This window comes from Pseudomonas sp. BR20, from assembly GCF_050780135.1.
In the GTDB taxonomy this organism is placed as follows: Bacteria; Pseudomonadota; Gammaproteobacteria; order Pseudomonadales; family Pseudomonadaceae; genus Aquipseudomonas.
In genome coordinates, this window is record NZ_CP172012.1 from 5,555,994 (window position 1) to 5,581,029 (window position 25,036).

The window sequence follows — 25,036 nt, forward strand, 5'->3', positions numbered from 1 at the left end:
TAGATACCGTCTAATCCACCACCGCACAAATCCGTAGCAGCCGCGCTGCGGGTAAGGTTTGAAAGGCAAAAAAAAGGGCCTCGCATCGCAAGGCCCTTTTCGGGGGTTTGAATCGTTTCAACTCTGCGGCCTCATCCCTTGGGACATCCCAAACATGAACAACAGCAATTCATGATCAGGCCTGGCCGCCACACTCGCCTTGGCGACGCGGGGCAACAAGCATTGCCCGCCACCTTGCACCGCGCTGAGCACCTGTGTGCGAGGTTGCTCCCATGCGGCCAGGGCCAGGGCAGCAATGCCCAACGCCCCGACCAGGAACAAACCTCGTGCTATTTCTAGCTTCATTTGGTTAAACCCTTGATAGCGCTGCCAAACGCCGTCTCGTAAAAGTAGCTGAGTTTTTCCCAGTCGGTGCTGTTCCACGACGAATGGCGACGCAGTTGCAACATGTCATGGGAAGCTGCCCGATAGGCGGTCAAGCGCTGGCGGCATTTCTCGAAGTCCAGCAGCGCCACTTCCACCTGGGCCGAGTCACCCTCGCCCGTCACCCGCACGAAAATATGCTTGATGTACAGGCAACCGTGCTGCCAGCGCCCTTTATGCATGCGGGCCAGGGTGCCGGCCAACTCCTTGAGCAAGCGCTCGTGCACCCGCTCGCCATACTGTTCGCGGCCACCGGCGGCGTACCAGTGTTCAATTTCGTCGAAGCCGTCGAGGGCGGCGGTTACCAGCAGTGCCTTCCAGCGGTGCTCGGGGTCACGACGCGCCTCGCAAAAGACCATTTCGGGGACACGCACATCCAACCCCCGCAGGCCCCTGAGGGCATCACGCTCGCGCAGCACCGTGGGGCGCCCAAACGGGTGCAGCCAACTGCGGTAGATATGGTCCGTCTGGCGCTTGCTGTAGAGCAAACGGCCATTGGCAGTCATTACACGCTGTACACCACTTTCACCGCCACGCCGGCGATTGGGCTCTTCGACCCATTCGCCTTGCTGACGCCAGAAATAATCGAAGCGTTCTTCCGGAGCTACGTGACTGCCTGCTACGCACTCAACTGCCATCCTGTTACCTCTTGCGCAATACATACACCCGCCACATGGCGTACAGCGGTATGAAGTCCAGGGATTCCTGAACACGGAATCCGGCTTGCTCGAACTCTGCCTCAACAGTAGCAGCCGGTAACACAAATCTGTTTTGGTAACCTTCCTGCTCACCTTTCTTGCGACGTTTTCCTTCGAGACGCTTGCGCTTCCAGGCTTTGAAATTGCCATCGACCCACAACGAAATGATCACGCTGTCGCGGGTAACCCGCTGAAACTCCCGCAGAATTGCCTGACGGTGCGCCGGATCACCAATGTGGTGGAGCAGGCGCATACAGAAAATGCTGTCGACCGAGTTATCCGGCAAATCGATATCGAAGGCAGATGTCTGCAAGGGCCGTACCCGTTTCACCACATCCGCGGGTTGGGCGACCGTCGCGACCTTCAACATGGACGCCGAATTATCGGCGCCGATGATCACGCGGTTGGGCTTTTCCGCCAGCAACGGCCAGAAACGCCCGGCGCCGCACGGCAGGTCCAGCACCAGGCCAGGCTCGCCGGCCATCGCCAACGCGCCACGGGCCAGTTGCTCGTCGCGTTTGTGGGACAACCGGCGCGCCAGATTGTCCTGATGCTTGAGCAAATATTCGTGGGCGTGCTGGTCGTCGTACTTTTCGGAAAATTCGAGTTTGATCGGGGTAGGCATCAACGGATCTCCAGTTGCTGATGCCTACAACCTTAAGCAGCGACCTGTGATCAACAGGTCAACCCATTGTGAAAAACTTGTCCTGTCCAATCTCATATATTTCAAGACTTTACAGATACGGGCAATATCATGGGGCCATCTTCGCCGATTTACGGGGATCTCTGGCAGGATAGCGGCAGGGGGGAACGGTCAGGCGTTGACCTGACTCAGCTGGACATGAAAGCGACAGCCATGGGGCTCCATGGTGCTGAGGGTAACGCTCCAGCCCTGGTTCTCGCAGATGCGCTGGACCAGCGACAACCCCAACCCCAGGCCCTCACCGCGTTTCTCACTGCCGCGTACGAACGGCTCGAACATCGCTTCGCGCTTGTCTTCGGGAATGCCGACGCCGCTGTCTTCCACCACAAAACCGGTCGGTTCCAGGGTAAGCCGGATAAAGCCGCGTTCGGTGTAATGCAGGGCATTGCGCAACAGGTTGCCCATCACGGCATGCAGGAAGGTCGCGTTGTAGCGCGTATCCAGAGGGTTGCCCGGCTGGTAGATCAACTCCAGGCCCTTGTGCTCGATAGGCTCGCGCCAGATGCCGAGCAGATCATCAGCCACCTGGGACAGATTGACCTTGGGCGACATGCTCCCGTCATCATGCTGAGCCCGGGCCAGCATCAGGAAGGTTTGCACCAGTTCGCGCATTTCTTCGCAGGCACGGGCGATTCGCTCGACCTGGTTACGCCCACGCTGATCGATGGCCGGGTTTTCCAACAGCAGTTCGCAGGAACTGGCCAGCACCATCAACGGTGTGCGCAGTTCGTGGCTGACATCGCTGGTAAACAGCTGCTCGCGGGACAACGCCTGGCGCAGGCGCCCCAGCGTGGCGTCGAAGGCCACGGCCAACTCCCCTACTTCGTCGGCGGCGTAGTCCGGTGCCAGGGGCGGCGCCAGGCCCAGCAACTGGTCGCGGTGCCGCACCTGGCGGGCCAGGCGCACCACCGGCGCCATCACCTTACGGGCCAGCACCCAGCCGAGGAACACCGCCAGCGCCAAGCTGAGCACGAAGCCCACCAGCACCACGGCAAACAGCACGCGCTCGCGCTCTTCGAAATCGCTTTGATCCTGCAGCAGCACATAGCGCCGACCGTCGACCACTTCTACCATCGCGTGGTACGACAGCGCCTCGCGAAACACCTCATGAAACCCTGGTTCCAGATGCCGCAGGTCCTTGGGCAATTCAAAATCGCCGGGGCCACCGCTGAAGTAAAACAGCTGGTCGGGCTCGGGCCGGTGCCGCCAGTCCTCGACGGTGTCCATCAGCAGCAGGCGCTGCAAGTCACCGCCCAAGCCTGCCGAGATCAACTTCTCTTCCACCAGGTGCACGGTGGCGACGATACCCATGGCGAAGGCCCCCGCCACCAACGCACTCATTAAGGCAAAGGCGATGATGATCCGCTGGGCAAGGCTTTGCTTAAACTCCATCACGGCCCTCGGCCAAGCGGTAACCCACCCCATGCACCGTTTGCAGCAACGGTTTGGCGAACGGCTTATCGATCACTTGACGCAACTGGTGGACGTGGCTGCGCAGACTGTCGCTGTCCGGGCAGTCATCGCCCCACAGGGCCTCTTCAAGTACTTCCCGACGCAGTACGTGGGGACTTTTCTGCATCAATACGGCGAGCAGCTTGAGGCCGACCGGGTTGAGTTTGAGCAGGCGCCCTTCGCGGGTCACTTCCAGGGTATCAAGGTCGTAATTCAGATCGGCCACTTGCAGGGCGCGACGACCGCCACCTTGGGCACGGCGCAGCACGGCTTCGATACGCGCGGCCAATTCCGACAGGGCAAACGGTTTGAGCAAATAATCATCGGCGCCGGACTTGAAGCCCTGCAGCCGGTCATCCAACTGGTCGCGGGCTGTGAGCATGATCACCGGCGTGTCGCGGCGAGCGTCTTCACGCAGGCGTTTGCACAAGGTGTAGCCATCGATGCCAGGCAGCATGATGTCGAGCACGATCAAGTCGTAATGCTCGGTCGCGGCCAAATGCAGGCCCGACAAACCGTCCTGCGCACAGTCCACGGTGTAGCCTTTTAGCCCCAGGTAGTCGGCCAGATTGGCCAGAATATCGCGGTTGTCTTCAACCAATAGAATTCGCATGGGCAGTGTCTCCGTACGCGGTAACGGCCGTGTTGGCTCGCGCAGCTTAAGGCCAAGTGTGACTCAGGGATAGAGCGGAAAGGCATGCCTATAAAGGTTTTCAACCGATTCCGTCTACCAACGAGTTTTTCACTATAGCTTCACAAACTGACTACAGTGTCAGGCAGAAGATCGCCCCCCATTGAAATAAGGAACATGGACATGGGGTTGCTCAAGACGGCGCCAATGCGCTATTTGCTGTTGGTAACCGGTGCCTGGCTGGTTATTTTCCTGCTCACTCGCAGCGTGCTGCTGATCACCCATTTGGATGAAGTCGGCGGCAACCTGCTGCCGGTGTTTGGCGTGGGCCTGCTGTACGACCTGGGTTTCCTGGCCTATGCGGCACTGCCGCTGGGTCTGTATTTGCTGCTGTGCCCACCCGCGCTGTGGCGCCGTCGCGGCCACCGCTGGTTCCTGCAGACGGTGCTCACCCTCAGCCTGTTCGCCATGCTGTTTACCTCCGTAGCCGAGTGGCTGTTCTGGGATGAATTCGGCGTGCGCTTCAACTTCATTGCCGTCGATTACCTGGTGTACTCCGATGAGGTGTTGAACAACCTGCTGGAGTCCTACCCGATCGGCAAACTGCTGAGCCTGCTCGCCATGCTGGCGATTGTCTTGAGCCTGGCCTTGCGCAAGCCGTTCAATGCGGCGATGAGCGCCCCACTGCCGCCGATGCGTGGCCGCCTGGTGAATGCCCTGGCCCTGTTGGTGGTTGCCGGCCTCAGCCTGCAACTGATCAGCCAGGACAGCCCGCGTGCCCAGGGCGGCAATGCCTACAAGAACGAACTGGCCAGTAATGGTCCGTATCAGTTTTTCGCCGCATTCCGTAACAACGAGCTGGATTACCCACAGTTCTACAAAAGCTTGCCAACCGACGTTACCGCCAAGCAACTGCGTGCAGAGCTGAACGAACCTAACGCCCGCTTTATCGGGCAGGACCCGCTGGATATTCGCCGTGCCATCACCAACCCGGGCACGCCGCGCAAACCCAATATCGTGCTGGTCACCATCGAAAGTTTCAGCGCCAAGTACATGAGCAGCAACGGCGACGAGCGCAACCTCACGCCTAACCTCGATGCGCTGCGTAAACAGAGCCTGTATTTCAATAATTTCTATGCCACCGGCACCCGCACCGACCGTGGCCTGGAAGCGATTACCCTGGCGATCCCCCCTACCCCTGGGCGCTCGATCGTCAAGCGCATTGGTCGTGAAAGCGGCTTCGCCAGCCTGGGGCAACAACTCACAGCCGTCGGTTACGACAGCGTGTTTGTGTACGGCGGGCGCGGGTACTTCGATAACATGAACGCGTTTTTCAGCGGCAACGGTTATCGCGTCGTGGACCAGAGCAGCGTGCCCGAGTCGCAAATCTCGTTCAAGAACGCCTGGGGCATGGCTGACGAGGACCTGTACAACCAAACCCTGAAACTGGCCGACGCCGACTACGCCAAGCAGCAGCCCTTTTTGCTGCAACTGATGACCACCTCCAACCACCGCCCCTACACCTACCCGGATGGGCGTATCGACATCAAATCCGGGAATGGCCGCGACGGCGCCGTGAAATATACCGACCACGCCATCGGCCAATTCCTGGAAGCCGCCCGCCAAAAACCCTGGTTCGATAACACGATCTTCATCTTCGTCGCCGACCACACCGCCGGCAGCGCAGGCAAGGAAGACCTGCCCATCACCAACTACCAGATTCCGCTGTTCATCTATGCGCCCAAGCTGATCGACCCACGGGAAAGCGCACAACTGGCCAGCCAGATCGACCTGGCGCCCACGCTGCTGGGCCTGCTCAACCTGAGCTACGAATCCACCTTCTTTGGCCGCAACCTGCTGCTGGACAACCCACTGCCACCTCGGGTCGTGATCGGCAACTACCAGCACCTGGGGTTGTTCGACGGCAAGGACCTGGCCATTCTCAGCCCACGCCTGGGCCTGCGCCGCCACGACCAGGCCCTGGGTGAGAGCCAGGAGTTGCGGGTCGGCAGCGATGACCCGTTGATCCAGCGGGCGATCACCTACTACCAGACCGCCAGCTATGACTTCAAACAACAGTTACTGAGCTGGAGAGCGCCCAAGGAAGAGGCCCCGGCACTGAGCACGCGCTAACCAAAACGTCCCATACAGGTCAGTACGGGACGTTTTTCACCAGGGTTCACCATGCGAACCACCCCCGTCATACCGGTCTGCAAACCTCTCAACTTATGGCTCTGCCTGGGCATCCCCGGCGGCGCTGCGCTCCTATTGCTGTTGCTGGAGCTGACCTCGCTGGACATGGACCTCGCCAAGCTGTTCTACAACGGCGCGGAGGGAGGCTTCATCGGGCGTTACAGTTTCTTCCTCGAAGATATCCTGCATGACCGCGCCAAACAGTTGGTCATCCTGTTCTCGGTCTTGGCGATCCTGGGATTTGCCGGCACGTTTGTTCTCCGACGGCTCAAACCCTATCGTCGTGAACTGGGCTGCCTGGTGCTGTCACTCGGGCTGGCGACCGCGTTTGTCTCTCCGCTGAAAACCATCACCGGCGTCCAGTGCCCGTGGAGCGTCCAGGAATTCGGCGGTCAGGAAACCTACAGCAAACTGCTGAGCCCTCGCCCGCCCACCGATAAACCCGGGCGCTGCTGGCCCGGCGGTCATGCCGCCACCGGGTTCGCCTTGTTCGCGCTGTTTTTTGCCCTGCGTGACCGGCAGCCGCGCATGGCGCGCTACGCATTCATCTTCGCCATCGGCTTGGGCAGCGTGTTTTCCGTCAGCCGTATGATGCAAGGCGCGCACTTCTTTTCCCATAACGTGTGGACGGCGATTTTCTGCTGGCTGATCTGCCTGGGGCTGTATTGCCTGTTGCTGTACCGGCCATCCACGCGCGCAATGCCCACCTGAAGCCAAGGCACCGCCCACAAAAAAGCCCCGCCTGCATCACTGCAGGCGGGGCTTTTTCAGTACAGGGGTAAGGCTGGCTTACATCATGCCGCCCATGCCACCCATGCCGCCCATGTCTGGCATACCGCCGCCAGCCGAGCCTTCTTTCTTCGGTGCATCAGCGATCGCAGCTTCGGTGGTCAGGATCAGGCCGCCGATGGAGGATGCTGCTTGCAGAGCGGAACGAGTCACCTTGGTAGGGTCCAGGATGCCCATTTCGATCATGTCGCCGTAGACGCCAGTCGCAGCGTTGTAACCGTAGTTACCTTTGCCGTTCTTGACTTCGTTGACCACAACACTTGGCTCGTCGCCGGAGTTGGCAGCGATCTGGCGCAGCGGTGCTTCAACAGCACGACGCAGCACAGCGATACCGACGTTCTGGTCAGCGTTGTCGCCGGTCAGGTTAGTCAGCGCTTCCAGAGCACGGATCAGCGCAACGCCACCGCCAGGTACCACGCCTTCTTCGACGGCTGCGCGGGTTGCGTGCAGGGCGTCTTCAACGCGGGCTTTCTTCTCTTTCATTTCAACTTCGGAACCAGCGCCAACCTTGATCACTGCAACGCCACCGGACAGCTTGGCCAGGCGCTCTTGCAGTTTTTCACGGTCGTAGTCCGAGGAAGTCTCGGCAACCTGCGCACGGATCTGAGTGATGCGCGATTGGATGTCGCCGTCAACGCCAGCACCGTCAACGATGATGGTGTTTTCCTTGGAGATGGTCACGCGCTTGGCGCTACCCAGGTTTTCCAGGGTGGCGCTTTCCAGGCTCAGGCCGATCTCTTCGGAGATAACGGTACCGCCGGTCAGGACGGCGATGTCCTGCAGCATGGCCTTGCGACGGTCGCCGAAGCCTGGAGCCTTGACGGCTGCGACTTTAACGATGCCACGCATGTTGTTCACAACCAGGGTCGCCAGGGCTTCGCCTTCAACGTCTTCGGAAACGATCAGCAGTGGGCGGCCGGCTTTGGCGACGGCTTCCAGCACTGGCAGCATTTCGCGGATGTTGGAGATTTTCTTGTCGACCAGCAGGATCAGCGGGCTGTCCAGCTCGGCAACCATGGTTTCCGGCTTGTTGACGAAGTACGGGGACAGGTAGCCACGGTCGAACTGCATGCCTTCAACAACCGACAGTTCGTTTTCCAGGCCAGTGCCTTCTTCAACGGTAATCACGCCTTCTTTACCGACTTTTTCCATGGCTTCGGCAATGATGTCGCCGATGGAGCTGTCGGAGTTGGCGGAGATGGTGCCTACCTGGGCGATAGCCTTGGTGTCGGCGCAAGGCTTGGACAGGTTTTTCAGCTCAGCGACGATGGCGATGGTCGCCTTGTCGATGCCGCGCTTGAGGTCCATCGGGTTCATGCCGGCAGCAACGGCCTTGTAGCCTTCGTTGACGATGGCCTGAGCCAGAACGGTAGCCGTGGTGGTGCCGTCGCCTGCGTCATCGTTGGCACGGGAGGCAACGTCTTTGACCAGCTGCGCGCCCATGTTCTCGAAACGGTCTTCCAGTTCGATTTCTTTGGCGACGGAAACGCCGTCCTTGGTGATGGTCGGAGCGCCGAAGCTCTTCTCGATGATCACGTTACGGCCTTTCGGGCCCAGGGTCGCTTTTACTGCGTCAGCCAGGATGTTGACACCGGTGAGCATTTTCTTACGGGCGGAATCGCCGAATTTAACTTCTTTAGCAGCCATGATCGATATTCCTTAAATACTTTGTAGTAACGGGAAAATGAGCGGGGAAATCAGTCTTCCAGAACAGCGAGAATCTCGTTCTCAGCCATAACCAGCAGGTCTTCGCCGTCGACTTTCACAGTGTTGCTGCCGGAGTAAGGGCCAAATACAACCTTGTCACCGACTTTAACGGCCAGCGCACGTACGTCACCGTTTTCCAGAGTCTTGCCTGGGCCTGCAGCGACGATCACACCGTGGTTGGCTTTTTCAGCAGCCGAACCTGGCAGAACGATACCGCCAGCGGTTTTCTTTTCTTCTTCGCTGCGACGGATTACGACGCGGTCGTGCAGAGGACGAAGCTTGCTCATTGTCGATCTCTCCTAATTATGTTTTTCATCGGCCGGTATCGATACCGGCGGGTTGTATTCCGGCAGTGCCGGTCGCGGTTCGCTGGGCGAAACACGGAAGTCTGTCCGGTGTCGCCACCAGAAACCTTGCGGTGACCGTTACATAAGGGCGCATAAGCTTATTACAAGGGGCCGGCGATGATTTTTTTGCGTCTGCCAGCCTATAAAAGCAACACGGCACCCGAAGGTGCCGTGCCAGTGAAGCGGTTATTTGCTGTCGCGGTGCTCGAACTCGCCTTCGATCACATCGCCTTCTCGCCCCAACGGTTGGCGCGGAGCCGGGCCGCCACGGGGTTGCAGGTCGTCGGCGAACGCACGTTGGCGAATCGCGGCCTCTTCGGCGCGCTGGCGCATCTTGCCCGCCAGCAATTTGCGGGTGAACGGCAGCAGCATGACCAGGCCCACTACATCGCTGATAAAGCCCGGCAGGATCAACAGGCCGCCCGCCAACGCCATCATCAGGCCTTCGAGCATGGTCTGGGCCGGCAGTTCGCCGCGGTTCAGGCTCTCACGGGCACGCAGCGCCGTGGCGAGGCCGGCGACGCGCAGCACCAGGACGCCGAGCATCGAGCCGAGAATGATCAGCAACAGGGCCGGGAAGAACCCGATCGCACCGCTGACTTGAACGAATACGAACAGCTCCAACACCGGGAACAGCAGAAAGAGCAATAAAAAAGGGCGCATCAAATGGTTCCTCAACGCAAGAATGCCTTGCCAGTCCACCTTAGATGACGTCGCCGTTTCGTGAATTCAAGCTTCAGCAGCGGCTTTTTTCGGCCAGATCTCGGCGTGGGCCAATGAAACCAGGGCTTCGCGTACTTGTGTCGGCGTGTTGCAAGACTCGGCAAATGGCAGCCAATGCAGGGCTTGGCCGATACGCAGGTGCATGCCTTCGCTGTCGATGCCGGCCAATTGCGCAGGCTCGAACGTCGGCAAGCCGGCCAACTCGACGTAGTGGGCAATGGCCTTGGTGTGGTCGCTGTTCATGTGCTCGATCATGCTGCGCTCGGCCTTGCCCGCGAAGGGGTTGGCCAGGGTCAACTGGTCGATCCAGTGAATCGCGCCAAACCCGCCGATATAACGGTGGCGTACCGGTTTGAGCATCCAGAAATCGAAATCGTGGGCTTTGTGGTAGTTGGCCGAATCGGGGAAGTAGCGGTAATAGCGCTCGGCGGCCGCCTCGATGGCGGCCACCTCCTCGAGTTTCTCGGCTTCGGCCAGGTAGGTCAGGCGCCCCACGGCCTGCACATCATCCGCTTCGCGCTCGCCGACCAGCAGCGAGCACTTGGGATCTTTTTGCAGATTATGGGTGTGCTGGGCGATGCGGCTGATCAGGATCAACGGGCGGCCCTGCTCGTCCAGGCAATAAGGGACAACCGATCCAAACGGAAAGCCGGGCATGGCTTTGGACAATGTGGAGAGAGCCCCACGGTACTCCTTGAGCAACAGCTCTCGGGCGTTCTTGGCAACCTGCGTGCTCAACGTATGACTCCTCGGGTATTCAGCCGCCCATAGCGTATGGGAATGGATCTCAACACAAGGTAATCAATCTACGCGCCGGTTGCCAGGGGCTCGATTACCAGGCGACGCCGAAGCCTGCGGTATAGCGGGTCTTGCTCAGGCTGCTTTCCGAATCGCCGCTGATCACGTCGCGCTCGGCCTTAAGATTGAGCGACGCCCACTCGGTGACTTTATAGCGCAGGCCCATTTCCGCATCCAGGGAGTACTCCGCCGGGCCGTCGATAGGCTTGCCCACCTCGCCATTGGTGAAGAACTCAACGGTCTTGCCCACCAGGTAGCGGTTGTAGTTCCACTTCATGGCGAGGGAATAGAAGTTGTCCTTGCCACCATCGGCATATTCGTAATCGGTGCGGTTGACCAACGAACCGAGGGAGAATGCACCCAGTTCGTCGTCCCAGAACTGGTAGCCCGGGCCGGTACCGACGGTACGTTGGCGCGCCAGGTCTTCAACCTTGTCGCGCTTGTAGGTCAGACGCCCCTGCCAGAACCAGTGCTCGGTGATGAAGCGGTCCAGGTCATACTCCAGGGCCCAGTTGTCGGTGGTGGTGACGTCGTCCTGGAACTCGCGGTTGTATTCACCCTGCCCGGTATGGCGCCATTGGCCATGGCGCGCGGTGGTCTTGAAGTCGATGTCGTAGTCGTTGGTGTCTTTTTCGGCGCGTTTGTAGTCCAGCGCCATGTCGACATTGCCCTTCCACACCAGGTCTTCGATCACCGGCTTGGGCTTGATGATCTGCTGGATACTTGCCAGCTCGACGGTCTTGGGCGCCTCGCCATTGGCCAGCACCACCTTGCCATCGTCCGCCGCCTGCAGGGACTTGGCTTTCTCGCCGGTGTAGGCGTCCTGCTTGACCAGCAGCTCCTGGTCGCTCTCCAGGGTTTTCACCTGCTTCCAGTCCACCGGAATGGCGCCGGCGTAGTCGGTCTGGATCAGTAGCTTGCCACCGTCGAAGACCTTGATCTTGCCGGTCAGGCGGTCACCGTTTTTTAACCAGACGGTATCGGCCAGCAGGGGCGTGGAGGCACTGAAGACAGCAAGGCACAGCAGGGTTCTGGACAACATAAGCGGATGGGGAGCTCAAGGTTGGCGAAAAGGGGCGATTATCGTGTTAGATAGCTAGGACTGACTCAAGGATTTGTGTTGAGTTCAATTCTCAACAGCATACTTACAGACGTTTCTTACAAAAGACCGACGATCCCAACGGATATGCCCACAGTGAATCAGCCTGCCGATGCTCCACAAAACCCCGCCGAGATGCGCCGCACTGCGCTGTACCTGACACTGGCGCAAGTCCCGCCAGGGTGCGTCGTGAGCTACGGCGAGCTGGCACAACTGGCCGGGCTGGGACGCGCGGCACGCTGGGTCGGGCGCACCTTGAGCCAACTTCCCGAGGGCACCACATTGCCCTGGCACCGCGTGCTGGGTGCCGGTGGTCGGATAAGCCTGCCGGTGGGCAGCGTCTCAGGGGACGAGCAGCGGGCGCGCTTGCGCGATGAGGGCGTCACGGTGCGCAACAATCGCGTGGATATTCAGCGCCATGGCTGGCGCCCGGTAGAGCACAGCGGTTAGAGTGCGCGCTTTGTTTCCGTGAATCTGAGGCAGACTCCAGCCCATGCCCCGTAAAACCTGGCGCGCCGCGCTCGCCGCCTATGCCAGCCCCTCGACGTTAGTGCTGTTGTTGCTCGGCTTTGCCGCCGGTTTGCCTTACATGTTGGTGTTCTCGACGCTTTCGGTGTGGCTGCGTGAGGCCGGTGTGGCCCGCGAGACCATCGGCTATGCGAGCCTGATCGGTTTGGCGTATGCCTTCAAATGGGTCTGGTCGCCGCTGCTCGACCAATGGCGCCTGCCACTGCTCGGTAAACTCGGACGTCGTCGCTCCTGGCTTGTGCTTGCACAGTCGCTGGTGATCCTCGGATTGATCGGCATGGGCTTCTGCGACCCGCAGAAACACCTGTCCTGGCTGATCGCCATTGCCGTCGTGGTTGCTTTCGCTTCCGCCACCCAGGACATCGCGGTCGACGCCTATCGCCTGGAAATCGCCGACGACAGCCGCCAGGCCGCCCTGGCCGCCAGCTATATGTCCGGCTACCGCATCGCCGCCCTGCTGGCCACGGCCGGTGCGCTGTTCTTTGCCGAAGGCTTCGGCTCCACTGGCTTCAACTATAAGCACTCGGCCTGGACCGGCACCTATGTGCTGTTCGGCGTGCTGATGATCCCGGCGCTGCTGACCACCCTGTTCATGCGCGAACCGAATGTGCCGCTGCGCACCCAGTTGCAGGCCGGACGCTACAGCTTCGTGCATCAACTGGTGTCGGTGTTCGTACTGATCGTCCTGCTGGTGTCCGTACCGGCGATGTTCACCCAGCTGTTCAACACCGACTTCGCCAGCGTGCTGTTTCAGGGTGTCAGCCTGTGGGACTTGCTGATGGACGACCGCGCTTTCCTGCGTGCCATTCTCTATATCACCCTCACCGCGTTATGCCTTTCGGCCATGGGTCGGCGGGGCCTGGCGCCGGTACTCACGCCGGTCAACGACTTTATCCTGCGCTACCGCTGGCAGGCATTGCTGCTGCTGGGGCTGATCGCCACCTATCGCATGTCCGACACAGTGATGGGCGTGATGGCCAACGTGTTCTACATCGACCAGGGCTTTACCAAGGACCAGATCGCCGGGGTCAGCAAGATCTTCGGTCTGATCATGACCCTGCTCGGCGCCGGCATGGGCGGCCTGCTGATCGTGCGCTTCGGCATCCTGCCGATCCTGTTTATCGGCGGCGTGACCTCGGCGGGGACCAACCTGCTGTTCGTGATGCTTGCCGACATGGGGCCCGACCTGCAGATGCTGATCTTTACCATCTCCCTGGATAACTTCAGCTCGGGCCTGGCCACGTCGGCATTCGTGGCGTACCTGTCGAGCCTGACCAACCTCAAGTTTTCCGCCACCCAATATGCGCTGCTCAGCTCGATCATGCTGTTGCTGCCTCGCCTGATCGGCGGGTATTCGGGGGTGATGGTGGAGAAATTCGGGTACCACAATTTCTTCCTGATCACCTGCATGCTGGGTGTGCCGACACTGTTGCTGATTGCGTTGCACTGGTATCAGGAGAATCGGCGGATTCGGTTGAATCCACCCGCCGAAGACTGACAATGCGGGGAGGGGGCTTGCCCCCGATAGCGGTGGGTCAGTGACACATAAGCGCCTGACACCCTGCTATCGGGGGCAAGCCCCCTCCCACATCCCCCTCTGCATTCTGATGCCTGTACTCCAGCAGTTTGCGCCCGTACAATCCCAAGTCATTTCAAGTCCAAGCAACCGACAACGGCCTACCATGCGTACCAGTCAATATTTGCTCGCCACACAGAAAGAAACGCCTTCCGACGCGGTCGTGATCAGCCATCAGCTGATGCTGCGCGCCGGCATGATCCGCAAACTGGCCTCCGGCCTGTACACCTGGCTGCCCATGGGCTTGAAGGTGATGCGCAAGGTCGAAGCCATCGTTCGTGAAGAAATGAACGCCGCCGGCTCTCTGGAAGTGTTGATGCCGAGCACCCAACCGGCCGAGCTGTGGCAGGAATCCGGGCGCTGGGAAGAGTACGGCCCTGAGTTGCTGCGCTTCAAGGACCGTCATGGCCGCGACTTCTGCGCCGGCCCGACCCACGAAGAAGTGATTACCGACCTGATGCGCAACGAGTTGAGCAGCTATAAACAGCTGCCCCTCAACCTGTACCAGATCCAGACCAAATTCCGCGATGAAATCCGCCCACGCTTCGGTTTGATGCGCGGCCGCGAATTCATCATGAAGGATGCCTATTCGTTCCACGCCGACCAGGCATCGCTGCAGGCTACCTACGACCGCATGCACCAGGCCTACTGCAACGTGTTCACACGCCTGGGCCTGAAGTTCCGGGCGGTTGAAGCGGACAATGGCTCCATCGGCGGTGCCGGCTCCCACGAATTCCACGTGCTGGCCGAGTCCGGCGAAGACGATATCGCGTTCAGCAACGGTTCCGACTACGCGGCGAACATCGAGAAAGCAGAAGCCGTGCCACGGGAAACGTCCCGTCCAGCCCCGGCTGAAGAACTGCGCCTGGTGGATACGCCAGAGACCAAGACCATCGCGGCCCTGGTGGAGAAATTCAATCTGCCGATTGAAAAGACCATCAAGACCCTGATCGTGCACGCCGAAGAAGAAGGCAAGCTGATCGCCCTGGTGATCCGTGGCGACCACGAACTCAACGAAATCAAGGCCGCCCAGCAACCTGGCGTGGCCAGCCCGCTGGTCATGGCCAGCGATGCCGAACTGCGCGACGCCATTGGCGCCGGTGCCGGCTCCCTCGGCCCGCTGAACCTGCCGCTGCCGATCATCATCGACCGCTCAGTCGAGCTGATGAGCGACTTCGGTATCGGCGCGAACATCGACGACAAGCACTACTTCGGCGTGAACTGGGAGCGTGACCTGCCGGTTCCGACCGTGGCCGACCTGCGCAACGTGGTGGCCGGCGACCCAAGCCCGGACGGCAAGGGCACCCTGGAAATCAAGCGCGGCATCGAAGTCGGGCACATCTTCCAGCTGGGCAACAAGTACAGCAAGGCGATGAAGTGCGAAGTGCTGGGCGAGAACGGCAAGCCGATCACCCTCGACATGGGCTGCTACGGCATTGGCGTTTCCCGCGTGGTTGCCGCTGCCATCGAGCAGAACAACGACGAGAAAGGCATTATCTGGAGTGACGCCCTGGCGCCTTTCCAGGTTGCCCTGGTACCGCTGCGTTACGAAACCGAGCAAGTACGCGAAGCCACCGACAAGCTGTATGCCGAACTGACGGCCGCTGGTTTTGAAGTGCTGCTGGATGACCGGGACAAGAAAACCAGCCCGGGCATCAAGTTCGCCGACATGGAGCTGATTGGCATCCCGCACCGGATCGTGGTCAGTGACCGCGGCCTGGCCGATGGCAATCTGGAATACAAGAGCCGGACCGAAGCCGAAGCCCAACCGTTGCCGGTGGCTGACGTGCTGTCTTTCCTCCAGGCGCGTATTCGTCGCTGAAAACCAGATCAAGAGAAGTCATGTTCAAGCGAAACACCAGAGCCCTGGGGGGCGCCGCCATGTGCGGCGCCCTGCTGGTCAGCGGCTGCGCCAATCAGATGTCGCAACGCAGTGAGCACGAGGAGCGGGTCGAGCGTAAGTTGCTCGACCACAGCCTGCAGATCGATGTAGGCGAACCCAAAGTGCTGGAACTGCCGCAACGCCGGGTTCGTATTCACGAGCAAAAGACCTTTGAGGTCACCGAATTCGAAGTCACCCGTCGTTACGACCGCTACACGCCCTACCAGCCCTGGCGCAAACTCTATGAGATGCCCTTGGGTGCAGTGGCTTTGGTCGCGGGCGCGGGCGCCAACGTGGCGAACATCTTCGCCCTCGGCAACCTGCCGACCAGCATGACCCACGACTGGCTGACCTACGGCGTGGACGGCCTCAACCCGTTCATGAACGTGCAGTCCCATGGCCGTGCGCAACAGAACCTGGCCGGTATCGATGAGGTCCAGCGTGACAAGCGCGTGGAATATTCGAGCCTCCCCTGGAGCGAACGCCCGGTCCAGGTCACCGCCGGCAAACAGACCCATGAGCTGACCACCGACCGCAACGGCGTCCTGCGCCTGAACCTGTTGGACAGCCCGTTTGCCGAGCAGGACCTGAACCGCGTCACGACCTTGAAGATCAGCGTGGAAGATGGCCAGGACGACGTGCACTCGGACTCGACCCTGGCAATCAGCAGCACCCTGCGCGGCAAATTGCTGGAAGCCCACGGACTGATCTACGACGATCTCGAAGACGATGAAGTCAGCCAGTGGGTGCACCGGGTCAAGCGTCTGTCGGAGCTGGGCCTGGAAGAAGAAGCCAGTGAGCTGGAACAAAGCCTGATCGAATTGACCCGCAATGATCCCGAGTTGCAGCAGGAATTCCTGCAAGCGTTGACCAAGGATGCGGGGCGGTTAGTCGCAGATCCCGGAGCACGCTGAGACTTCGAAAACGCTATAGATCCAAATGTGGGAGGGGCGGTGCGACTTGCCTCTCCCACATTTTTTCCCCGGTTTCTACCAAGAAAACTCTAACTGTTCGTTCCCGCCACTCAGGTCCAGCAACCGTACGCCAATCCCCAGCAACCGCACCGGTTTGCCGCCACGATTGAACGCCTGGGTCATCAACTGTTGATAACTCTCCAGATCCCGCGCCGCTCCCGCCTGCTCCAACGTCGTCTGGGTAAAGTCATGAAACTTCACCTTAACGAACGGCTTTCCCGCCTTATAGCTGCTGTCGATACGCGCCATGCGCCCGGCCAGGGTTTCCATCAACTCTGGAAGTTTCGCCAGGCAGCTTGAGAGATCCGGCAGGTCCACATCGTAGGTATTTTCCACACTGATGGATTGCCGCCGGCTGTCGTTCTGTACCACACGGTCATCTATCCCACGGGCCAGGCTCCACAGCCGCTCGCCAAAACTGCCGAACTCACGCACCAGCGCCAGCTTGTTCCACTCGCGCAATTGCAGGCAGTCTTCGATGCCCAGGCGCGCCAGCTTGTCCGCCGTCACCTTGCCCACGCCGTGCAACTTGCTTACCCGCAGTTGGGAGACAAAGTCCTCGACCTGATCCGGGGTAATGACAAACAGGCCATTGGGCTTTTTCCAATCGCTGGCGATCTTGGCCAAAAACTTGTTCGGTGCCACGCCGGCGGACACGGTGATGTGCAACTGGTTGGAGACCCGGCGCCGAATATCCTGGGCAATGCGCGTGGCGCTGCCGCCAAAGTGCGGGCTGTCGGAGACATCCAGGTAGGCCTCGTCCAGCGAGAGGGGCTCGATCAGGTCGGTGTAGTCGCGGAAGATCGTCTGGATTTCCTTCGACGCTTCCTTATATGCATCCATGCGCGGCTTGACGATGGTCAGGTCCGGGCAGAGCTTCAGGGCATGGCGCGACGACATGGCTGAACGCACCCCATACGCCCGCGCTTCGTAATTGCATGTAGCGATCACGCCCCTTCGATCTGCCGATCCACCTACCGCCAGGGGCTTTTGCGCCAGGCTCGGGTCATCGCGCATCTCAATGGCGGCGTAGAAGCAATCACAGTCGACGTGGATGATTTTGCGCTGCGTCATAGATAGAAGGGGGTGTAATCCAACGGGTGAGCAGTATCGCATTCACCCCTGTATATAGCACCAGTAGTTTGAATCTTCCGCCTACGCGGTAGGAAAATTCCCAGATGAATTTATTTTCTCAATCGAAATTAGCCCCGCAATAGAGCTGAAACCCTTAGCCCTACTGGCCCGCACCATTGAAATGGCTCTGTTTGGAGAGCTAACCGATTGAACCACAAGCCCTTTTCTTCGATTCACAGGTTGACACACACGCGATCCTCTGTAGAATGCCGACACACAGACGCGGGATGGAGCAGTCTGGTAGCTCGTCGGGCTCATAACCCGAAGGTCGTCGGTTCAAATCCGGCTCCCGCAACCAAACATCAAAAAAGGCTACTCGAAAGAGTGGCCTTTTTTGTGCGCGCCTGTTTTGTGTCTGTACGAAAATTGTAAGACAAAAAAATCTTTACCCATCGCGCACTTACCTTCAACAGTCGCCCTTCACCGCTCATTTCACACTTATTTGACCCATCGGCTCATTAACGGTTGACACCTCGCCGCTGGGCTGTAGAATGCCGGCCACAGACGCGGGATGGAGCAGTCTGGTAGCTCGTCGGGCTCATAACCCGAAGGTCGTCGGTTCAAATCCGGCTCCCGCAACCAAACATCAAAAAAGGCTACTCGAAAGAGTGGCCTTTTTTGTATCCGATGAAAAAGTTCATCTGAAACAATGGCATGGCATCTTTCATGAAACCGTACGCGGTTTGTAGAGTCCATCTCATCGCACGCTATGCTTACGCCTCTACGACCAATGGCCGCAGTCGCCGCACCCGGTGATCCGCGTTAATATTTGTAATTATTTTGTCCATAGGGATTGGTAACTTGGCTGGATACCTCCATCCTGTCGCGCACAATCCACGAGGTGATTGATGCGCGCCAACTCGTCTGAACCACAAGACACCGTCACAGCAGAACAACCTATCGCTCCGACCCGCTTGCGCTGGCTGGATCTGTTGAGCAAATACCGGCAACCCATAGGGCTGGCCGTGACCTTGTTGCTGTTCGCAATCGCGCTGATCGCCTGCCGACACCTGCTATTGGAGCTGGACCTCTACGCCCTCCACGACTCGATCCTGGAAGTGCCCAAACCCGCTTTGCTCGGTGCGTTCGCCGCCGCCATCGCGGGGTTCGTCATTCTGTTGGGCTATGAGTTTTCCGGCGCACGCTATGCCGGGGTGAACCTGCCTGCCAAGACCTTGGCCCTCGGCGGCTTTACTGCCTTTGCGATCGGCAATGCCATTGGCCTTTCGATGCTCTCGGGCGGCTCGGTGCGCTACCGTTTATATGCACGCCATGGCATCGGGGCTTCGGAAGTCGCCCACATGACCGTGTTCGCCAGCCTGGCACTGGGCTGCGCCCTGCCCCCGCTGGCTGCATTGGCCACGTTGAGCAACTTGCCGGCAGCGTCGACCTACCTGCATTTGCCACAAACTGTGCTCGGCGGCGTTGCCGGCGCGGTGCTGTTGCTGTCGGCCGTATTGTGCATCGGTATCTATCGCCGCCGCCTGCCGGAACAGCCCTACCCTGACAACCTGCTGGTAAAAGCCGGGCGTCGGACCTTGCGCCTGCCTGGCCGGCGCCTGACGTTCCTGCAACTGATCATCACCGCACTGGACGTTGCCGCTGCCGCTACCGTCCTTTATATGCTGCTGCCGGAAGCACCGCCTTTCGGCCCGTTCCTGCTGGTGTATCTGCTGGCGCTGGCCGCGGGTGTGCTCAGCCATGTACCAGGCGGTGTCGGGGTATTCGAGGCAATCCTGCTCGCGGCCTTCGCCGACAAGCTCGGTGCAGCGCCACTGGCGGCCGCCCTGCTGCTGTATCGCATGATCTACGTTGTATTACCGCTGCTGATCGCCTGCGTGTTCCTGCTGGTCAACGAAGCGCAGCGCCTGTTCCAGACCCAACAGAGTCTGCGGGTGGCTTCTGGCCTGGCAGCCCCGGTGCTGGCCGTACTGGTTTTTTTGTCCGGCGTGGTCCTGCTGTTTTCCGGCGCCACGCCGGAGATCGACTCACGCCTGGAAAACATCGGCTTCCTGATTCCCCACCGCCTGATTGACGCCTCGCACTTCGGTGCCAGCCTGATCGGCGTGCTGTGCCTCTTGCTGGCCCAGGGTCTGCGTCGACGCTTGTCGGCTGCGTGGATGCTGACCATGGTGCTGCTGCTGGTGGGGGCCCTGCTCTCGCTGCTCAAGGGGTTCGATTGGGAAGAAGCCAGCCTGATGACCATGACGGCGATACTGCTGGCGATCTTCCGCCGCTCGTTCTATCGCGCCAGCCGCCTGACCGAGCTGCCTTTTTCACCGCTGTACCTGGTGGCCAGTGTCTGTGTGCTGGGGGCTTCTATCTGGCTGCTGCTGTTCGCGTATCAAGATGTACCGTACAGCCATCAACTGTGGTGGCAGTTCACCCTCGATGCCAACGCCCCGCGCGGCCTGCGCTCACTGCTGGGCGCCGCCGTGCTGCTGGTCATCGTTTCGCTGACCTGGCTGCTGCGCACCGCACGCCCGGTGATCCACCTGCCGACACCCGATGAGCTGGAACGCGCCACCAAGATCCTGATGGCATCGTCGCAACCCGACGGCGGCCTGGCGCTGACCGGCGACAAGGCGCTGCTGTTCCACCCCAACGATGAAGCCTTCCTGATGTACGCCCGTCGCGGGCGCAGCCTGGTGGCCTTGTATGACCCGATCGGCCCGACTCAACCCCGTGCCGAAATGATCTGGCAGTTCCGTGACCTGTGCGACATCCATCATGCGCGCCCGGTGTTCTATCAGGTACGCGCCGAGAACTTGCCCTATTACATGGACATCGGTCTCACCGCGATCAAGCTGGGGGAAGAGGCCCGCGTCGACCTGAAACGCTTTGACCTGGAAGCCAAGGGCAAAGAGATGAAGGACCTGCGCTACACCTGGAACCGTGGCACCCGGGACGGCCTGTCCCTGGAGATTTTTGAACCCGGCACGGCGCCGATGGATGAATTAAAAGTCATCTCGGATGCCTGGCTTACCGGTAAGAATGTGCGGGAAAAGGGCTTTTCCCTCGGACGCTTCAGCGACGACTACCTCAAGCACTTTCGCATCGCGATCATTCGCTTCGAAGGTCGCCCGGTGGCCTTCGCCAACCTGCTCGAGACCTACAACCACGACCTGGCCAGTCTCGACCTGATGCGCGCCCACCCGGATGCGCCCAAGTTGACCATGGAATTCATGATGGTCGGCCTGATTCAACACTATAAGAGTCACGGCTATGCTCGCTTCAGCCTCGGCATGGTGCCGTTGTCGGGCCTGCAACCGCGACGCGGCGCGCCACTGACCCAGCGTCTGGGCTCGATGGTGTTCCGTCGCGGCGAGCAACTGTATAACTTCCAAGGCTTGCGCCGCTTCAAAGACAAGTTCCAGCCTGACTGGGAACCCCGTTACATGGCCGTGCCCGCGGGACTTGACCCACTGGTGGCACTGGCCGATACCGCCGCCCTGATCGCGGGCGGCTTGACTGGATTGGTGAAACGCTGATGATTCGACGCTCCTGGCGGTATGTATTGGCCTTTGTAGTGCTGCTCGCCCTGGTCCTGGGTGGCGGCTTTTGGTTCTGGAACCGCCCTGCCCCACAGCCGACCCTGGAGCAACTGCCCCAGGCCGACGGCTCGGTGATGACCCGTGTGACCCCAGCCGGCACCCCGAAAGCCCGCGTCGCGGTGGCGGTGATGGCTGGCGAAACCCTGACGGATAGCCAACTGATTACCCTGAGCCAGGGCGGCAAGGCGCAGATCGTCCAGGTGGTCCTGCCAAAGGATGACTGCAAGCTGCAGGAACAAGCGCTGCAAAGCGCCCTGGGCCAGCTCAAAGGGCCCGCGACCCTGGTCAGCGGTATCGGTCCTGGCGCCGCCCTCGCCTGGCGCTGGCTGGCCACACAGAACGACGACAAGGCCAACGCCATCTCCGTCGGCTTCGCGTTGGTGCAGGAAGGTTGCAAGGACCCACTGCCGAAAACCGCCGCACACGGTAATTGGCTGGTGGCCTGGAACGACAACCCTGACGATGAAAGCGCCAGTTTCGTACGTGACACCCCACGTGCCACCACCAGTATCAGCGACTACGACATTCACTATCCGCAAGTGCTGAACAACGAACTGCGCAAGCAACTGGTGGGTTCGGACAACGGCGGCCTGGCGATTCCCGTCGTGGAAGTACCGGCTGGCCAGGCCAAGGACACCGTGACCCTGTTCCTTTCCGGTGATGGCGGCTGGCGTGACCTCGACCGCGATGTGGCCGGCGAGATGGCCAAGATCGGCTACCCGGTGGTCGGCATCGACACCCTGCGCTACTACTGGCAGCACAAGACCCCGGAACAAAGCGCCAAGGACCTCACCGAGCTGATGCAGCACTACCGGCAGAAGTGGGGCACCAAGCGCTTTGTACTGACCGGCTACTCGTTCGGTGCCGACGTCCTGCCGGCGATCTACAACCGCCTGCCGGAAAACGAACAGCAGCGTGTGGACGTCATCATCCTGCTGGCATTCGCCCGCACCGGCAGCTTTGAAATCGAAGTGGAAGGTTGGCTGGGCAACGCCGGCAAAGAAGCCGCGACCGGTCCGGAAATGGCCAAGCTGCCGGCTGACAAGGTGGTGTGCATCTACGGTGCCGAAGAAGTCGACGAGAGTGGCTGCACCGACAAGACTGCCGTGGGCGAGGCTGTGAAGCTGCCGGGCGGGCATCACTTCGATGAGAACTACCCGGCGCTGGCCAAGCGGTTGGTGGATATCATCGTGAAGCACCAGGCCAAAACCGAATAAACCCGAGCCTTACACAAATCAAACTGTGGGAGGGTGCTTGCCCCCGATAGCTGAGTGTCAGTCAACAATGCTGTGACTGACCCAATGCTATCGAGGGCAAGCACCCTCCCACAGTTTTTTGCGGCGTCGGTAAGATCTAGCGCGGCTCGATGTGGGCAATCATCAGTTGCACGGTTTCATTCCCACGAAACTCGTTCACGTCCAGCTTGTAAGCCAACTCCACCCAACGTACGGACGGGTTCGGCCAGACTTCCCGGTCGACGCCAAAGGCAATGCCATCGAGCTTCACCGACCCGCACTCGCTCTTGAGCACGACTTTCAGGTGCCGCTCCCCCACCACTCGCTGCTCTACCAGCTGGAACACGCCATGGAACAGCGGCTCTGGAAAGTGTTGCCCCCACGGCCCGGCATGCCGCAATGCGCGCGCCAGTTCCAGGTGAAACTCTTCCACCGCGAGGGTGCCATCGGACAGCAGGCGCCCGGTGAGGTCTTCTTCGCGCAGTTGCCGACGCACTTCGGCGTCAAAGGCTTCGGCAAACAGTGGGAAATTTTCCTCGGGCAAGGTCAGCCCCGCCGCCATGGCGTGGCCGCCGTATTTGGTGATCAGGTCGGGATGCTGGCTCGCGACCACCGCCAGCGCATCGCGGATGTGAAAGCCCTGCACAGAGCGTCCAGAGCCCTTCAGCAGCCCATCGCCGGCATCGGCGAAGGCGATGGTCGGGCGGAAGTACCGCTCCTTCATGCGCGACGCAAGAATGCCGATCACACCTTGGTGCCAGTCCGGATCAAACAGGCACAAGCCGTAGGGCATCGATTCCACCGGCAAGTCCTTGAGCTGGGCCAGGGCCTCGCGCTGCATGCCTTGTTCGATGGATTTGCGGTCCTGGTTCATGCCGTCCAGTTGCGCGGCCATTTCCCGTGCCGCGGCGAAATCCGTGGTGAGCAGGCATTCGATGCCCAGGCTCATATCGTCCAGGCGCCCAGCGGCGTTCAAGCGTGGCCCGAGGATAAAGCCGAGGTCGGTGGACGTGATGCGCGCCGCATCGCGCTTGGCGACTTCGAGGATCGCCTTGATCCCCGGCCGTGCGCGACCGGCGCGAATACGCTCCAGGCCCTGATGCACGAGGATGCGGTTATTGGCGTCCAGGGGCACCACGTCGGCGACGCTGCCGAGGGCCACCAGGTCGAGCAGTTCGCCGATATTCGGTTGAGGCGTGTTCTCGTACCAGCCCAGACTGCGCAAACGCGCGCGCAGGGCCATCAGCACGTAGAAGATCACGCCAACGCCGGCCAGGGCCTTGCTCGGGAACTCACAGCCCGGCTGGTTCGGGTTGACGATGGCATCCGCCGCCGGCAACTCGTCGCCAGGCAAGTGGTGATCGGTCACCAACACCTGCAACCCCGCTGCTTTCGCCGCCGCCACGCCTTCGACACTGGAGATGCCGTTGTCCACGGTGATCAGCAACTGCGGCTCGCGCTGCAGCGCCACGGCGACGATCTCCGGGGTCAGGCCGTAGCCGTACTCGAAGCGATTGGGCACCAGGTAAGCGACATGCGCCGCACCGAGCAGACGCAGGCCCAGGGTGCCAACGGTGCTGGCGGTAGCGCCATCGGCATCGAAGTCACCGACGATGAGGATGCGCTGGCGCTGTTCCAGTGCCGTCACCAGCAAGTCCACTGCCGCGTCGATGCCCTTGAGCTGCTGATAGGGAATCAACCGCGCCAGGCTCTTGTCCAGCTCAGCCTCGGACTGCACACCACGAGCGGCGTAAAGACGGGTCAACAGTGGCGGCAATTCACCCAGGAAGGGCAGGACGGCGGGCAATGGGCGGGGATCGATACGCATGGGTGACGGGAGCTTCTCTTGAATACAACGGTTAAACGACAACTCTGAAGGCAACACAGATCAAATGTGGGAGGGGGCTTGCCCCCTCCCACATTTTCAACCGCGTTCGCCCACCAGCCATTGCAGTTGTACTTCGTGCTGGCCACGGTCGTCAGTGACGAAGATCGTGCCTTCGCTGATCATCACGTCCCACTTGATCACGCGGGGCATGTCCTTGGCCAGAACCTCCAGAATCTCCTGAGGCACCGCTGCGATGTGGACATTCTTCAGGTTATTGGCCACCGGCACGACCTTGCCTTCCCACACGCGCAGGCTGCCGTAGGCCAGCAGACTGGTGCGCTCGGTGCGGCGCGAGCACCAGGTCAGGCGGTCGGCATCCGGCTGGCCGACTTCGATCCAGTGCAGGACCCGATCGTCCAGGCTTTTTTCCCACAGGGCTGGCTCGTCTACATCTGACAGGCCACGACCGAACGCCAACTGTTCGTTGTAAAAAAGGGCGTAGGCCAGCAGACGCACGGTCATGCGTTCTTCGGTTTCCGACGGGTGACGGGCGATGGTCTGCTTGACGCTCTCGTACACCGAGCGATCAAGGTCGGTGAGGTTGAGTTCGAATTTATAGGTCGTGGACGGCTGGGCCATGAACGGGCTTCTAGAGACAGGGAAAGGCGGCCAGTCTAACCGATGGCGAGGTCATTCACCGAATCCTGCGCTGCATCATCCTTATCCCTGGGCTACTCGCCTATGTTAAAAGGCTTCACATCA

The 25,036-nt window shown here is 60.3% G+C and carries 21 protein-coding genes and 2 tRNA genes; 10 read left to right on the top strand and 13 right to left on the bottom strand.

The features are described 5' to 3' along the window. Positions 1–117: 117 nt before the first annotated feature. The 5 genes from ACHPFG_RS25650 to colR all read right to left on the bottom strand — a co-directional run bounded on the left by ACHPFG_RS25650 (position 118) and on the right by colR (position 3,889). Positions 118–345: a hypothetical protein gene (locus ACHPFG_RS25650; protein WP_431700772.1), complete on the bottom strand. Its 228-nt coding sequence runs from the start codon at positions 343–345 to the stop codon at positions 118–120. Further along, positions 342–1,061 carry a lipopolysaccharide kinase InaA family protein gene (locus ACHPFG_RS25655; protein WP_431700773.1) on the bottom strand — a complete coding sequence of 240 codons (720 nt, stop codon included), beginning with the start codon at positions 1,059–1,061 and terminating at the stop codon, positions 342–344. Before ACHPFG_RS25655 ends, ACHPFG_RS25650 begins: the two co-directional genes overlap by 4 nt. 4 nt (positions 1,062–1,065) lie before the next feature. Beyond that, on the bottom strand, positions 1,066–1,746 hold the full coding sequence (locus tag ACHPFG_RS25660) for a class I SAM-dependent methyltransferase (protein ID WP_431700774.1): 681 nt from the start codon (positions 1,744–1,746) through the stop codon (positions 1,066–1,068). A 189-nt stretch (positions 1,747–1,935) separates the two neighbouring features. Next, positions 1,936–3,216, bottom strand: a complete 1,281-nt coding sequence (locus ACHPFG_RS25665) for a sensor histidine kinase (protein WP_131697936.1) — start codon at positions 3,214–3,216, stop codon at positions 1,936–1,938. Further along, positions 3,206–3,889 carry a two-component system response regulator ColR gene (colR, locus tag ACHPFG_RS25670; protein WP_027605482.1) on the bottom strand — a complete coding sequence of 228 codons (684 nt, stop codon included), beginning with the start codon at positions 3,887–3,889 and terminating at the stop codon, positions 3,206–3,208. The genes ACHPFG_RS25665 and colR overlap by 11 nt, the downstream gene beginning before the upstream one ends. 201 nt (positions 3,890–4,090) lie before the next feature. Here colR and ACHPFG_RS25675 point away from each other — a divergent pair, with 201 nt between their 5' ends. Then, the gene (locus ACHPFG_RS25675) at positions 4,091–6,040 is read left to right on the top strand and encodes an LTA synthase family protein (RefSeq protein ID WP_431700775.1); all 1,950 of its coding nucleotides are present in this window, start codon (positions 4,091–4,093) and stop codon (positions 6,038–6,040) included. A gap of 51 nt (positions 6,041–6,091) precedes the next feature. After that, complete coding sequence (locus ACHPFG_RS25680) at positions 6,092–6,811, top strand: phosphatase PAP2 family protein (protein WP_431700776.1); 720 nt, start codon at positions 6,092–6,094, stop codon at positions 6,809–6,811. A gap of 78 nt (positions 6,812–6,889) precedes the next feature. Here ACHPFG_RS25680 and groL read toward each other — a convergent pair whose 3' ends face one another. The 5 genes from groL to ACHPFG_RS25705 form a co-directional block, all read right to left on the bottom strand. Continuing rightward, positions 6,890–8,536 (bottom strand): chaperonin GroEL, encoded by a 1,647-nt coding sequence (gene groL, locus ACHPFG_RS25685; RefSeq protein WP_131697937.1) that lies wholly within the window; start codon positions 8,534–8,536, stop codon positions 6,890–6,892. A gap of 50 nt (positions 8,537–8,586) precedes the next feature. Continuing rightward, positions 8,587–8,883, bottom strand: coding sequence for a co-chaperone GroES (locus ACHPFG_RS25690; protein WP_003175874.1), 297 nt, complete (start codon positions 8,881–8,883; stop codon positions 8,587–8,589). 246 nt (positions 8,884–9,129) lie between these two features. After that, a complete protein-coding gene (locus ACHPFG_RS25695) occupies positions 9,130–9,606 on the bottom strand; it encodes an FxsA family protein (RefSeq protein WP_024077215.1) in 477 nt (158 codons plus the stop codon). 66 nt (positions 9,607–9,672) lie between these two features. Next, on the bottom strand, positions 9,673–10,404 hold the full coding sequence (locus ACHPFG_RS25700) for a HugZ family protein (RefSeq protein WP_431700777.1): 732 nt from the start codon (positions 10,402–10,404) through the stop codon (positions 9,673–9,675). A gap of 94 nt (positions 10,405–10,498) precedes the next feature. After that, positions 10,499–11,506, bottom strand: coding sequence for a DUF481 domain-containing protein (locus ACHPFG_RS25705; RefSeq protein WP_027605476.1), 1,008 nt, complete (start codon positions 11,504–11,506; stop codon positions 10,499–10,501). Between the two features lie 144 nt (positions 11,507–11,650). On the opposite strand from ACHPFG_RS25705, the gene ACHPFG_RS25710 reads away from it, so the two are divergent. From ACHPFG_RS25710 to ACHPFG_RS25725, 4 genes are all read left to right on the top strand, one after another. Continuing rightward, positions 11,651–12,013 (top strand): MGMT family protein, encoded by a 363-nt coding sequence (locus ACHPFG_RS25710; RefSeq protein ID WP_131697940.1) that lies wholly within the window; start codon positions 11,651–11,653, stop codon positions 12,011–12,013. Between the two features lie 43 nt (positions 12,014–12,056). Continuing rightward, complete coding sequence (locus ACHPFG_RS25715) at positions 12,057–13,589, top strand: AmpG family muropeptide MFS transporter (protein WP_339452908.1); 1,533 nt, start codon at positions 12,057–12,059, stop codon at positions 13,587–13,589. Positions 13,590–13,773: 184 nt separating this feature from the next. After that, positions 13,774–15,489, top strand: coding sequence for a proline--tRNA ligase (locus ACHPFG_RS25720; protein WP_065925012.1), 1,716 nt, complete (start codon positions 13,774–13,776; stop codon positions 15,487–15,489). Between the two features lie 20 nt (positions 15,490–15,509). Beyond that, positions 15,510–16,463, top strand: coding sequence for a hypothetical protein (locus ACHPFG_RS25725; RefSeq protein ID WP_431700778.1), 954 nt, complete (start codon positions 15,510–15,512; stop codon positions 16,461–16,463). Between the two features lie 75 nt (positions 16,464–16,538). On the opposite strand, the gene dinB is transcribed toward ACHPFG_RS25725, so the two are convergent. Then, on the bottom strand, positions 16,539–17,597 hold the full coding sequence (gene dinB, locus ACHPFG_RS25730) for a DNA polymerase IV (protein ID WP_115487213.1): 1,059 nt from the start codon (positions 17,595–17,597) through the stop codon (positions 16,539–16,541). 281 nt (positions 17,598–17,878) lie between these two features. Between dinB and ACHPFG_RS25735 the strand changes: the two genes are divergently transcribed. From ACHPFG_RS25735 to ACHPFG_RS25750, 4 genes are all read left to right on the top strand, one after another. Further along, positions 17,879–17,955, top strand: a tRNA-Met gene (locus ACHPFG_RS25735). A 207-nt stretch (positions 17,956–18,162) separates the two neighbouring features. Further along, a tRNA-Met gene (locus ACHPFG_RS25740) sits at positions 18,163–18,239 on the top strand. A 266-nt stretch (positions 18,240–18,505) separates the two neighbouring features. Next, positions 18,506–21,148 (top strand): bifunctional lysylphosphatidylglycerol flippase/synthetase MprF, encoded by a 2,643-nt coding sequence (gene mprF, locus ACHPFG_RS25745; protein ID WP_431700779.1) that lies wholly within the window; start codon positions 18,506–18,508, stop codon positions 21,146–21,148. Then, the gene (locus ACHPFG_RS25750; protein WP_431700780.1) at positions 21,148–22,428 is read left to right on the top strand and encodes a virulence factor family protein; all 1,281 of its coding nucleotides are present in this window, start codon (positions 21,148–21,150) and stop codon (positions 22,426–22,428) included. The genes mprF and ACHPFG_RS25750 overlap by 1 nt, the downstream gene beginning before the upstream one ends. A gap of 136 nt (positions 22,429–22,564) precedes the next feature. Here the strand turns inward: ACHPFG_RS25750 and recJ are convergent, their stop codons facing one another. Together recJ and ACHPFG_RS25760 are read right to left on the bottom strand one after the other, a co-directional pair. Next, entirely contained in the window at positions 22,565–24,274 is a 1,710-nt protein-coding gene (gene recJ / locus ACHPFG_RS25755) for a single-stranded-DNA-specific exonuclease RecJ (RefSeq protein WP_431700781.1), read from the bottom strand. A gap of 96 nt (positions 24,275–24,370) precedes the next feature. Beyond that, positions 24,371–24,913: a YaeQ family protein gene (locus ACHPFG_RS25760; protein WP_032890801.1), complete on the bottom strand. Its 543-nt coding sequence runs from the start codon at positions 24,911–24,913 to the stop codon at positions 24,371–24,373. Between the last annotated feature and the right edge of the window lie 123 nt (positions 24,914–25,036).

What these genes read in the sequence shown, in the direction of transcription:
- recJ (WP_431700781.1), bottom strand. Translation starts at nt 24,274, where the DNA reads ATGCGTATCGATCCCCGCCCATTGCCCGCCGTCCTGCCCTTCCTGGGT.
- ACHPFG_RS25705 (WP_027605476.1), bottom strand. Translation starts at nt 11,506, where the DNA reads ATGTTGTCCAGAACCCTGCTGTGCCTTGCTGTCTTCAGTGCCTCCACG.
- ACHPFG_RS25720 (WP_065925012.1), top strand. Translation starts at nt 13,774, where the DNA reads ATGCGTACCAGTCAATATTTGCTCGCCACACAGAAAGAAACGCCTTCC.
- ACHPFG_RS25665 (WP_131697936.1), bottom strand. Translation starts at nt 3,216, where the DNA reads ATGGAGTTTAAGCAAAGCCTTGCCCAGCGGATCATCATCGCCTTTGCC.
- ACHPFG_RS25710 (WP_131697940.1), top strand. Translation starts at nt 11,651, where the DNA reads ATGCCCACAGTGAATCAGCCTGCCGATGCTCCACAAAACCCCGCCGAG.
- ACHPFG_RS25650 (WP_431700772.1), bottom strand. Translation starts at nt 345, where the DNA reads ATGAAGCTAGAAATAGCACGAGGTTTGTTCCTGGTCGGGGCGTTGGGC.
- ACHPFG_RS25675 (WP_431700775.1), top strand. Translation starts at nt 4,091, where the DNA reads ATGGGGTTGCTCAAGACGGCGCCAATGCGCTATTTGCTGTTGGTAACC.
- ACHPFG_RS25760 (WP_032890801.1), bottom strand. Translation starts at nt 24,913, where the DNA reads ATGGCCCAGCCGTCCACGACCTATAAATTCGAACTCAACCTCACCGAC.
- ACHPFG_RS25655 (WP_431700773.1), bottom strand. Translation starts at nt 1,061, where the DNA reads ATGGCAGTTGAGTGCGTAGCAGGCAGTCACGTAGCTCCGGAAGAACGC.
- ACHPFG_RS25695 (WP_024077215.1), bottom strand. Translation starts at nt 9,606, where the DNA reads ATGCGCCCTTTTTTATTGCTCTTTCTGCTGTTCCCGGTGTTGGAGCTG.
- ACHPFG_RS25715 (WP_339452908.1), top strand. Translation starts at nt 12,057, where the DNA reads ATGCCCCGTAAAACCTGGCGCGCCGCGCTCGCCGCCTATGCCAGCCCC.
- ACHPFG_RS25660 (WP_431700774.1), bottom strand. Translation starts at nt 1,746, where the DNA reads ATGCCTACCCCGATCAAACTCGAATTTTCCGAAAAGTACGACGACCAG.
- colR (WP_027605482.1), bottom strand. Translation starts at nt 3,889, where the DNA reads ATGCGAATTCTATTGGTTGAAGACAACCGCGATATTCTGGCCAATCTG.
- dinB (WP_115487213.1), bottom strand. Translation starts at nt 17,597, where the DNA reads ATGACGCAGCGCAAAATCATCCACGTCGACTGTGATTGCTTCTACGCC.
- ACHPFG_RS25690 (WP_003175874.1), bottom strand. Translation starts at nt 8,883, where the DNA reads ATGAGCAAGCTTCGTCCTCTGCACGACCGCGTCGTAATCCGTCGCAGC.
- groL (WP_131697937.1), bottom strand. Translation starts at nt 8,536, where the DNA reads ATGGCTGCTAAAGAAGTTAAATTCGGCGATTCCGCCCGTAAGAAAATG.
- mprF (WP_431700779.1), top strand. Translation starts at nt 18,506, where the DNA reads ATGCGCGCCAACTCGTCTGAACCACAAGACACCGTCACAGCAGAACAA.
- ACHPFG_RS25750 (WP_431700780.1), top strand. Translation starts at nt 21,148, where the DNA reads ATGATTCGACGCTCCTGGCGGTATGTATTGGCCTTTGTAGTGCTGCTC.
- ACHPFG_RS25680 (WP_431700776.1), top strand. Translation starts at nt 6,092, where the DNA reads ATGCGAACCACCCCCGTCATACCGGTCTGCAAACCTCTCAACTTATGG.
- ACHPFG_RS25725 (WP_431700778.1), top strand. Translation starts at nt 15,510, where the DNA reads ATGTTCAAGCGAAACACCAGAGCCCTGGGGGGCGCCGCCATGTGCGGC.